This window comes from Thauera phenylacetica B4P (assembly GCF_000310225.1).
Classification (GTDB): domain Bacteria; phylum Pseudomonadota; class Gammaproteobacteria; order Burkholderiales; family Rhodocyclaceae; genus Thauera; species Thauera phenylacetica.
Genome location: NZ_AMXF01000146.1, coordinates 1 through 10,170, shown reverse-complemented (window position 1 = coordinate 10,170; position 10,170 = coordinate 1). Strand labels below are relative to the sequence as shown.

At 71.0% G+C, this 10,170-nt stretch carries 8 protein-coding genes and 1 pseudogene; 7 read left to right on the top strand and 2 right to left on the bottom strand.

Features of this window, described 5'->3' with window-relative positions:
* The 5 genes from C667_RS15840 to C667_RS15820 all read left to right on the top strand — a co-directional run.
* A partial coding sequence (locus C667_RS15840) for a permuted SH3 domain-containing protein (RefSeq protein ID WP_004368993.1) occupies nt 1-326 on the top strand: 326 nt, incomplete at its 5' end.
* A complete protein-coding gene (locus C667_RS15835; RefSeq protein ID WP_004368992.1) occupies nt 323-3,544 on the top strand; it encodes an efflux RND transporter permease subunit in 3,222 nt (1,073 codons plus the stop codon). The genes C667_RS15840 and C667_RS15835, both read left to right, overlap by 4 nt.
* Nucleotides 3,545-3,610: 66 nt before the next feature.
* Complete coding sequence (locus C667_RS15830) at nt 3,611-4,264, top strand: protein-L-isoaspartate O-methyltransferase family protein (RefSeq protein WP_004368990.1); 654 nt, start codon at nt 3,611-3,613, stop codon at nt 4,262-4,264.
* Nucleotides 4,265-4,275: 11 nt separating this feature from the next.
* Nucleotides 4,276-4,599: a rhodanese-like domain-containing protein gene (locus tag C667_RS15825; RefSeq protein WP_004368988.1), complete on the top strand. Its 324-nt coding sequence runs from the start codon at nt 4,276-4,278 to the stop codon at nt 4,597-4,599.
* Between the two features lie 31 nt (nt 4,600-4,630).
* Nucleotides 4,631-5,935: a TolC family outer membrane protein gene (locus C667_RS15820; protein ID WP_039921818.1), complete on the top strand. Its 1,305-nt coding sequence runs from the start codon at nt 4,631-4,633 to the stop codon at nt 5,933-5,935.
* 121 nt (nt 5,936-6,056) lie between these two features.
* Here C667_RS15820 and waaA read toward each other — a convergent pair whose 3' ends face one another.
* Nucleotides 6,057-7,328: a lipid IV(A) 3-deoxy-D-manno-octulosonic acid transferase gene (waaA, locus tag C667_RS15815; RefSeq protein ID WP_004368984.1), complete on the bottom strand. Its 1,272-nt coding sequence runs from the start codon at nt 7,326-7,328 to the stop codon at nt 6,057-6,059.
* 144 nt (nt 7,329-7,472) lie between these two features.
* Between waaA and C667_RS15810 the strand changes: the two genes are divergently transcribed.
* Both C667_RS15810 and C667_RS15805 read left to right on the top strand, forming a co-directional pair.
* On the top strand, nt 7,473-8,480 hold the full coding sequence (locus tag C667_RS15810; RefSeq protein ID WP_004368982.1) for an NAD-dependent epimerase: 1,008 nt from the start codon (nt 7,473-7,475) through the stop codon (nt 8,478-8,480).
* An 89-nt stretch (nt 8,481-8,569) separates the two neighbouring features.
* Complete coding sequence (locus tag C667_RS15805) at nt 8,570-9,367, top strand: symmetrical bis(5'-nucleosyl)-tetraphosphatase (protein ID WP_004368980.1); 798 nt, start codon at nt 8,570-8,572, stop codon at nt 9,365-9,367.
* Here the strand turns inward: C667_RS15805 and C667_RS15800 are convergent.
* Nucleotides 9,262-10,127, bottom strand: a pseudogene (locus C667_RS15800) (lysophospholipid acyltransferase family protein). The gene C667_RS15805 and the pseudogene C667_RS15800 overlap by 106 nt on opposite strands.
* Nucleotides 10,128-10,170 lie beyond the last annotated feature (43 nt).

Sequence of the window (10,170 nt, the reverse complement as noted above, 5' to 3'; positions counted from 1 at the left end):
ACGCGGGGCTCGTGCTCGGCGCCAGCGCGAGCGTGGCCTTCGCCGCGGCGCAGGACGAGGCCGCCGGCGTGCTGCTGCCGCTGCCCGCGGTGACGCGGCAGCCGGGCCAGACCGACGCCGGCACGGTGTGGATGGTGGGCGACGACGACACCGTGAGGCCGCTCGCGGTCGAACTCGGTGCCTGGCGCGAGGATGGCGTGGTGGTGCGCGCCGGCCTGCCTGCGCAGGCACGGGTCGTGGTGGCCGGGGTGCACAAGCTGATCGAGGGCACGCGCGTGCGCGCGGTCGAGGAAGGTGCGCCGGTGCTGCTGGACGTGCGCAGATGAGCCGCCGCGACGAGGGCCCGATCGGCAGCGGGCGCTTCAACCTGTCCGAATGGGGGCTGACCCACCGTTCCCTGGTGCTGTACTTCCTGATCGTATGCACGCTGATCGGCTTGTTCTCCTACACCCGGCTCGGCCAGTCGGAGGATCCGCCCTTCACCTTCAAGGTCATGGTGGTACGCGCCGAGTGGCCGGGGGCGAGCGCGCGCGAGATCGAGCAGCAGGTCACCGACAAGATCGAGAAGAAGTTGCAGGAGATCGCCCAGGCCGACACGATCCGCAGCTACTCCAAGCCCGGAGAGGCTCTGGTCTTCTTCGTGGTCAAGGACGCCACGCGCTCGCGCGACATCCCCGACATCTGGTACCAGGTGCGCAAGAAGATCGGCGACATCGCCCACACCTTCCCGACCGGGGTGCGCGGGCCGTATTTCAATGACGAGTTCGGCGACACCTACGGCAACCTCTTCGCCCTGCTCGGCGAGGGGGTGAGCCACGCCGAGCTCAAGCGCCACGCCGAGGCGATCCGCGGCGAGTTGCTGCGCGTGAAGGACGTGGCCAAGGTGAGCTTCTTCGCCGAGCAGCCGCAGCGCATCTTCGTGGAGATCTCCAACACCCGCCTCGCCACCCTGGGCGTGCGCCTGGACGACATCGTCGCCGCGCTCGCCCGCCAGAACGCGGAGACCGGCGCCGGCTTCTTCGAGACCGGCGACGAGCGCATCTGGCTGCGACCGTCCGGCCAGTTCGAGGACCTCGACGCGATCCGTGCCACGGTGATCCGCGCCGGCGGGCGCAGCCTGCGCCTGGGCGACATCGCCGAGGTGCGCCGCGGCTACGCCGAGCCGCCGGCCGAGCGCCTGCGCTACATGGGGCAGGAGGCGCTCGGCATCGGCGTGTCGATGCGCAGCGGCGGCGACATCGTGGCCCTCGGTCGCCAGCTCGACGAGGCGATGGAGAAGATCGACGCGCAGCTGCCGGCCGGCATCCGCCTCGAGCGTGTGGCGGACCAGCCGCGCGCGGTCACCCGCGCGGTGAACGAGTTCGTCAAGGTTCTCGCCGAGGCGGTGATCATCGTGATGGCGGTGAGCCTGCTGTCGCTGGGTTTCCGCACGGGCATCGTGGTGCTGGTGATCATCCCGGTGGTGCTGGCGATCACCTTCATGTTCATGCATCTGCTCGACATCGGCCTGCACAAGATCTCGCTCGGCGCGCTGATCATCGCGCTCGGCCTGCTGGTGGACGACGCGATCATCGCGGTCGAGATGATGGCGAGCAAGATGGAGCAGGGCTGGGGCCGGGTGCGCGCGGCGAGCTACGCGTGGACCTCGACCGCGATGCCGATGCTCTCCGGCACCCTGGTGACCGCGGCGGGCTTCCTGCCGGTGGCGCTGGCGGCGTCCTCGGTGGGCGAGTTCACGCGCTCGATCTTCCAGGTCACGGTGACCGCGCTGCTGGTGTCGTGGATCGCCGCGGTGCTCTTCGTGCCCTATCTCGGCTACTACCTGCTGCCCGACTTCAGCAAGCGTGCCGGCAAGCCCTCGGCGCTGGCGCGCGTGGTCGGGCGGGTGTGGCCGGCGCTCGGGCGGCGGATGGCCGAGCGCGACCTCCACGCCCACGAGCAGCACGACGAGTTCGCGATCTACCACACGCCCTTCTACACTCGCCTGCGCGCGCTGGTGAACGCCTGCGTGCGCTGGCGCTGGGGGGTGATCGCGCTCACCGTGGCGATCTTCGTCGGCGCGCTGTTCGTGTTCGCCCGCTTCGTGCCGCAACAGTTCTTCCCCGACTCGACGCGGCCCGAGCTGCTGGTCGACCTGCGCCTGGCCGAGGGCGTGTCGCACCACGCCACCGAGGCCGCGGTGAAGCGGCTGGAGGGCTTCCTCGACGCGCAGGAGGGCATCGAGAACTATGTCGCCTGGCTGGGCAGCGGCAGCCCGCGCTTCTACCTGCCGCTCGACCAGCAGCTCGCGCAGACCAACTTCGCCCAAGTCGTGATCCTCACCGCCGGCCTGGCCGAGCGCGAGGCGCTGCGCGCCAGGCTCATCCGCCTCTTCGAGGACGAGCCCTGGCCGCTGCGTGGCATCGTCAACCGGCTCGAGAACGGGCCGCCGGTGGGCTTCCCGGTGCAGTACCGTGTGAGCGGGCCGGACCTGGCCGAGCTGCACCGGCGCGCGCAGACGGTGGCCGAGGCGATGCGCGCCAATCCGCACCTGTCCAACGTGCATATGGACTGGGTGGAGCCGTCCAAGGTGGTGCGGGTGGCGATCGACCAGGACAAGGCGCGGCTGCTCGGGGTGTCCACCCAGGACCTCTCCAGCCTGCTCGCCACCTCGCTGCAGGGCATGACGGTGACCCAGTTCCGCGAGGGCACCGAGACCATCTCCCTGGTGCTGCGCGGGGCGGAGGCCGAGCGCGCGCACCTGTCGCAGCTGCCCGACCTCGCCCTGCCGGTGGGTGGCGGGCGCAGCGTGCCGCTGGCGCAGGTGGCGCGGCTGGAGCACGGCTTCGAGCCCGGGGTGATCTGGCGGCGCAACCGCATCCCCACGGTGACCGTGCGCGCCTCGCTCTACGACGGCACCCAGCCCGCGGTGGTGGTGGGCCAGCTCGCGCCGCACATGGCCGAGCTCTCCGCGCAGCTGCCGCTCGGCTACCGCCTCGAGGTCGGCGGCGCGGTCGAGGAGAGCGCCAAGGGCAGCGGCTCGGTGGGCGCCGGCATGCCGGTCTTCGTGCTGACGGTGCTCACGGTGCTGATGCTGCAGCTGAAGAGCTTCTCGCGCACCATCATGGTCGTGCTCACCGCGCCGCTCGGCCTCATCGGCGTCGCCGCCTTCCTGCTCGCCTTCGGCAAGCCCTTCGGCTTCGTCGCGCTGCTCGGCACGATCGCGCTGTCGGGCATGATCATGCGCAACTCGGTGATCCTGGTCGACCAGATCCGCCAGGACGTCGAGGCCGGGCGCACGCAGTGGGAGGCCATCGTCGAGTCCGCGGTGCGCCGCTTCCGCCCGATCATGCTCACCGCCGCGGCGGCCATCCTGGCCATGGTGCCGCTGTCGCGCAGCACCTTCTTCGGGCCGATGGCGGTGGCCATCATGGGCGGGCTCACCGTGGCCACGGTGCTCACCATCCTCTTCCTGCCCGCGCTCTATGCCGCCTGGTACCGGGTGAAGCCGGCGGAAGAGGAGCGCGCGGCGGCGGATCGCAGCGCAGCAACTGCGCTAGAATGACGAGGTTTTGCCTTCATGGATAACGCTATCCATTAGCGTGTGCTAATATTTCGCCGGGAGCCCCTGATGAACTTCGAGAAAGCGCGCTTCAACATGGTCGAGCAGCAGATCCGCCCCTGGGAGGTGCTGGATCAGGACGTGCTCGACCTCCTGATGACGGTCAAGCGCGAGGAATTCGTTCCCGCCGCGTATCGCGAGCTGGCCTTCGCCGACGTCGAGATCCCGATCGGCTGCGGCCAGGTCATGCTCAAGCCGGTGATCGAGGGCAAGATCCTGCAGGCGCTGCGCGTCACCAAGTCCGACACCGTGCTCGAGATCGGCGCCGGCTCGGGCTGGTTCGCCGCGCTGCTGGCGGCGCGCGCCGAGTGGGTGCGCACCATGGAGATCGAGCCCGAGATGGTCAAGCTGGCGAGCGCCAACCTCGAGCGCAACGGTGTGCAAAACGTGGTCGTGGTCGACGGCGACGGCGTGCAGGGGTGGTCGGGCCGCGCGCCCTACGACGTGATCGTCGTCTCCGGCGGCCTGCCCTTCGTGCCCCAGTCGCTGCTCGAGCAGCTCAAGGTGGGCGGTCGCCTGTTCGCCTTCGTCGGCGAGGCGCCGGTCATGAAGGCGCGCCTGATCACCTGCGAGGCAGAGGGCCGCTTCCGCACCGAGGACGTGTTCGAGACCGTGGTGCCGATGCTCGAAAACGCCCCCCAGCGCGAAGCGTTCAGCTTCTGAGGCGAGCGACGATGCTGCAGATCACGCCGACCATGCTCGCCGAGCGCCTCCAGGACGCGCAACGGCCCGCACCCCTGCTGCTCGACGTGCGCGAGCCGTGGGAGGTGCAGATCTGCCAGATCCCCGGCTCGCTGACGATGCCGATGGGCAGCGTCCCGGCGCGCTTCGCGGAGCTGGAGCGCGACCGCGAGACGGTGGTGATCTGCCATCACGGCGGGCGCAGCTGGCAGGTCGCGATGTTCCTCGAGCGCCAGGGGTTTTCCAACGTGGCCAACCTGTCCGGCGGCGTCGCCGGCTGGGCGAACGAGGTCGATCGCAACATGCCGCAATACTGAGCGCGGCGCAGCAGCACCAGCGGAGAGCACGATGAAGCGAGTCCTGGCAGTTTTGATGGCGAGCCTGTTCGCGGGAGGCGCCGCGGCAGCCGACCTGATGCAGGTGTACCAGGACGCGATCGCCAACGACGCGAAGTTCTCCGCGGCGCGCGCCCAGTTCGAGGCCGGGCAGGAGAAGGTGGTGCAGGCGCGCGCGGGGCTGCTGCCGCAGGCTGGCATGGATGCCAACACTACCTGGAACGATGCCAAGCTCAAGCCGGCCGGCGCGCAGCCGCGCGCGGGCAGCTACAACAGCAATGGCTATGGTGTTCAGCTCAGCCAGCCGCTGTTCCGCTGGCAGAACTGGGTGCAGTTCAAGCAGGGCGAGCTGCAGACCGCGCTCGCCGAGACCCAGTTCGGCATCGCCCGCCAGGACCTCGTGCTGCGCGTCGCCGAGGCTTACTTCAACGTGCTCAACGCGCAGGACGCGCTCGCTGCGGTGACGCAGCTGCGCGGCGCCGCCTCGGAGCAGCTCGAGCTGGCGAAGACCAGCTTCGAGGTCGGGACGGTGACGATCACCGACGTGCACGAGGCGCAGTCGCGCTTCGACCTCGCCTCGGCGCAGGAGATCGCGGCGGAGAATCAGCTCGAGGTCGCGCGCCAGACCCTGGCGCAGATCATCGGGAAGCAGCCTGAGCACCTCGCCGGCCTGCGCGAGGGCGTGGGGCTGCAGCGTCCGCAGCCCGAGAACATCGCCGACTGGGTGGCCGCAGCCGAATCCGGCAGCTTCGGCGTGCAGGCCCAGCAACTGGTGCGCGAGATCGCCGCGCGCGAAGTCGAGCGCGCCCGCGCCGGCCATCTGCCGACGGTGGATGTCGTTGCCCGGCACGGAGTCAACAACGATCTGCAGCTGTCCGCTGGACGCAATGAGGTCACCAGCGTCGCTCTGCAGCTCAACGTGCCCCTGTTCGCGGGCGGGCGCGTGTCCTCGGTGTCGCGCGAGGCCGCCGCGCTGCGCATGAAGGCCGACGCCGACCTGGAGGACGCCCGCCGCAGCGCCGCGCTCGCCGCCCGCCAGTCCTGGCTGGGCGTGACCAGCGGCATGGCGCAGGTGAGGGCGCTCGAGGCCGCGCGCGTGTCGTCGAGCTCCGCGCTCGACGCCAACAAGCTCGGCTACGAGGTCGGCGTGCGCATCAACATCGACGTGTTGAACGCCCAGACCCAGCTCGCCGACACCTTGCAAAAGCTCGCCCGTGCGCGCTACGATACCCTGCTCGCGCAGCTGCGCCTGAAGGCCGCCGCCGGCACCCTGGGCGAGGACGACGTGCGCGCCATCAACGCGCTGCTCGTGCCCTGAGCGCCTCGGGCCGATCACACTCCCTGCGCCTCACGCCTCACGCCTCACGCCTCACGCCTCACGCCTCACGCCTCACGCCTCACGCCTCACGCCTCACGCCTCACGCCTCACGCCTGACGCCTCACGCCTCACGCCTGACGCTCAGCGCCCTGAGCAGCGCCACGCTGCGCGCGGTCGCGCCCTGGTGCGTGGTCGCGAAGGCGCGCCCCGCGGCGGCGACCTCCGCGCGTCGCGCGGGATCGGTGAGCAGCGTCAGCGCCGCGCGCATCCCCGCCTCCGCGTCCTGCGCGCGCATCGCGGCGCCGGCGCGCTCGGCGTCCTCGGCCACGGCCTGGAAGTTGAAGGTGTGTGGCCCGATCACCACCGGCGTGCCCACCGCGCAGGCCTCGATCAGGTTCTGTCCGCCAAAGGGCAGCCAGCTGCCGCCGATCAGTGCGACGTCTGCGGCGGCGTAATAGGCGAACATCTCCCCCATCGAGTCGCCGAGCAGCACGCGGGTCCCGGCACCCATCGCCGCGTCGGCGCTGCGCCGCTGCAGGGCCAGGCCGCGCGCGCTGGCGAGCGCGGCGACCTCGTCGAAGCGCTGCGGGTGGCGCGGCACGAGCAGCAGCAGGGCCTCGGCAGGCGCGTGGCGTGCGAAGGCGTCGAGCAGCTGCGCCTCCTCGCCCTCGCGGGTGCTCGCGGCGAGCAGCACCGGGCGTGCGCCGATGCGCTCGCGCAGGCGGCGGCCGAGCGCCAGCAGCGGCTCCGGCGGCGTGATGTCGAACTTGAGGTTGCCGGTCACCGTGACCCGGCGCGCGCCGAGCTGGGTGAGGCGGGTCGCGTCGGCGGCGGTCTGCGCGCCGATCGCGGCGAGCGCCTTCAGGGTCAGCGCGGTGAGCGCGGGCAGGCGGGCGTAGCGGCGCGCCGAGCGTTCCGACAGGCGGGCGTTGGCGAGCATCACCGGCACACGGCGGCGTTTGCAGGCGGCGAGCAGGTTGGGCCACAGCTCGGTCTCCATCACCACCCCGAAGAGCGGGCGGAAGTGGCGCAGGAAGGCGTGGGCGAAGCAGCCGAGGTCGTAGGGCAGGTAGGCGCGCAGCACGCGCGGCTCGTCGCGGAACAGGCTCTTCGAGGTGTCGCGCCCGGTCGGCGTCATGTGGGTCAGCAGCACCGAGTGCTCCGGCCATTCGGCGAGCAGGGCGCGCACCAGGGGTTCGGCGGCGCGGGTCTCGCCCACCGACACCGCATGCACCCAGATCACTCCCACCGGTGCGCGCGTCCGGTAGCGCCCGAAACGCTCGCCGAGGTGGCGCAGGTAGGCCGGCTGGCGGCGCGCCCGCCACGCCAGGCGCAGCAGCACCAGGGGCAGGGCGAGGATCCACAGCAAGGTGTAGGGCAGGCGGGTCAGCATCGGGTGGGGCGGTAAGGCGACCGCCGCAGTATAAGCAAGGACGCCGAGCGTGGTCCTGCGCGCGTTGAAGGAAACCGTTCACACTGCTCGCCGGCGGGGGCATGCGATAATTCGTCCGACCCCCTCCTTCTTCCAAGCCCCTCCATGAAGATCCTCGTCACCGGCGCCGCCGGTTTCATCGGCATGCACACCTCGCTGCGCCTGCTCGCGCGCGGCGACGAGGTGGTCGGCCTCGACAACCTCAACGACTACTACGACCCCACCCTCAAGGAGGCGCGCCTGGCCCGCTTGCAGCCGCAGTCGGGCTTCCGCTTCGTGAAGCTGGACGTCGCCGACCGCACCGGCATGGAGGCCTTGTTCGCCGCCGAGCGGTTCGACCGCGTGATCCACCTCGCCGCCCAGGCCGGGGTGCGCTACTCGCTGGAGAACCCGCACGCCTACATCGACAGCAACCTGGTGGGCTTCATGAACGTCCTCGAGGGCTGCCGGCATGCGAAGGTGCAGCACCTGGTGTATGCGTCGAGTTCCAGCGTATACGGCGGCAACACCAGGATGCCGTTCTCCGAGGCCGACAGCGTCGACCACCCGGTCAGCATCTACGCGGCGACCAAGAAGGCCAACGAGCTGATGGCGCATACCTACAGCCACCTCTACGGCCTGCCCACCACCGGGCTGCGTTTCTTCACGGTGTATGGGCCGTGGGGCCGCCCGGACATGGCGCTGTTCCTGTTCACCAAGGCGATCCTCGAAGGGCGGCCGATCGACGTCTTCAACCACGGCCGCATGCGGCGCGACTTCACCTATGTGGACGACATCGTCGAGGGCGTGATCCGCACCCTCGACCGCGTCGCCGAGCCCGATCCTGCGTTCGATCCGATGCAGCCGAACCCGGGCACCGGCAGCGCGCCCTACCGGGTGTTCAACATCGGCAACCACGACCCGGTCGAGCTGATGGAGTTCGTCGCCGCGATCGAGGATGCGCTCGGCGCCACCGCGCAGAAGAACTTCCTGCCGCTGCAGGACGGCGACGTGCCGGCGACCTACGCCGACACCGCGGCGCTGAACGCCTGGACCGGCTTCGCTCCCGCGACCAGCGTGCGCGAGGGCGTCGGCCGCTTCATCGCCTGGTACCGCGAGTACTACCGGGTCTGATCCGCCCGGGGGCGGCCCGGCGCCGCGGCCGCTCCCGATCTCCCACTGTCCATGCGCTGCCGGCTGACGGCCGGCAGCGGCAGGAATCGATGGCCACCTACGCAATCGGCGACATCCAGGGCTGCTACGCCCCGCTGGACCGCATGCTCGACCGCATCGCCTTCGATCCCGTGGTCGACCGGCTGTGGATCGTCGGCGACCTCGTCAATCGCGGCCCCGAGTCCCTGCGCGTGCTGCGTTTCCTGCGCGGGCTGGGCGATGCGGCGAGCATCGTGCTCGGCAACCACGACCTCTACCTGCTGATGGTCGCCGCCGGCTACAAGCGGCGCGACAGCGACGACACCCTGTTCCAGGTGCTCGAGGCGGACGACCGCGACGAGTTGCTGGAGTGGCTGAGCTTCCAGCCCCTGATGCGGGTCCAGGGCGACCACGTGCTGGTGCATGCGGGCCTCCTGCCCGGGTGGACGGTCACGCGCGCGCAGGCGCTCGCCGCCGAGGTGGGGGCGGCGCTCGCCGGGTCGAAGTCGCGTGAGTTCCTGCTCCACCTCGCAGGCAACCGCCCGGATCGCTGGTCGGACGGGCTCAAGGGCTGGGACCGCCTGCGCGTGATCGTCAACGCCATGACGCGGCTGCGCTTCTGCACCGCGCAGGGGCGCATGGACCTGAGCGCCAAGGGCGCGCCGCACAAGGCGCCGCCGGGCATGCTGCCGTGGTTCCGCGTGCCCGACCGCTTCAGCCGCACCCACACCATCGTCTGCGGGCACTGGTCGGCGCTCGGCTTCTACCGCGAGCCTGGGCTGATCGCGCTCGATTCGGGCTGCGTGTGGGGAGGCAAGCTGACCGCGCTGCGCATCGAGGACGATGCGGTGTTCCAGGTCCCGGGCTGAGCTCGCGACGGCGGCTTCAGGCCTGCGCGTCGAGCGTGACGCCGAGGGCGGTGGCGATCTCGCCGCGCGTGCGCGTGGCCAGCGTGCGCCGGTCGGCGCCGTCGGCGGCGGCGATCGGTGCCGCCACCGTGATGCGCGTGATCGTGCGCGGCGAGGCGATGATGTTGGCGATGCACTCGCCCAGGCTGAGCTCGCCGTCGTAGGCGGGCGCACGGCTGAAGCGGTCGTCCGGCGTACGGTACTGCAGCGCGAGGGACTGCACAGGATGTCCGCAGGCGATCGCCGGCTGCAGCAGCGCGGCGTGGAAATGCAGCAGGGTGGCGCCGTCGGTGGTCGTGCCCTCGGGGAAGATCGCCACGTTGCAGCCGGCGTCGAGCAGCGCGGCGGTCTCCTCGTTGATGATGCGGGCGTGGCCGCGGCTGCCGCGGCGCAGGAAGATGGTGTCGTTCTTCGCCGCCAGCCAGCCGATCACCGGCCAGGCGCGCACCTCGGCCTTGGACACGAAGGCGGACGGCGCGAGCGCGTTGATGGCGAAGATGTCCACCCAGGAGACATGGTTTGCGACCAGCATGCAGCCCGGCGCGACCGCCTCGCCGCGGTGCTCGAGGCGCATCCCGAGCACGCGCAGCAGCCGCAGCGACCAGCGCCGGCGCAAGGCCTGGTGGGTGTCGCGGCCGGTGAAGGGATAGACCGCGGCGATCGTCAGCACGCCCTGCAGCAGATGCAGTCCGAGCCGGGTCCAGCGCGTCGCGCGCAGCAGCGCGCCGGCGCGCGCCTCGCCCGCCCCGGCCTCGACGGTGGGC

Coding starts and splice junctions, on each gene's coding strand:
- C667_RS15820 (WP_039921818.1), top strand. CDS start 4,631: ATGAAGCGAGTCCTGGCAGTTTTGATGGCGAGCCTGTTCGCGGGAGGC.
- C667_RS15810 (WP_004368982.1), top strand. CDS start 7,473: ATGAAGATCCTCGTCACCGGCGCCGCCGGTTTCATCGGCATGCACACC.
- C667_RS15835 (WP_004368992.1), top strand. CDS start 323: ATGAGCCGCCGCGACGAGGGCCCGATCGGCAGCGGGCGCTTCAACCTG.
- waaA (WP_004368984.1), bottom strand. CDS start 7,328: ATGCTGACCCGCCTGCCCTACACCTTGCTGTGGATCCTCGCCCTGCCC.
- C667_RS15825 (WP_004368988.1), top strand. CDS start 4,276: ATGCTGCAGATCACGCCGACCATGCTCGCCGAGCGCCTCCAGGACGCG.
- C667_RS15830 (WP_004368990.1), top strand. CDS start 3,611: ATGAACTTCGAGAAAGCGCGCTTCAACATGGTCGAGCAGCAGATCCGC.
- C667_RS15805 (WP_004368980.1), top strand. CDS start 8,570: ATGGCCACCTACGCAATCGGCGACATCCAGGGCTGCTACGCCCCGCTG.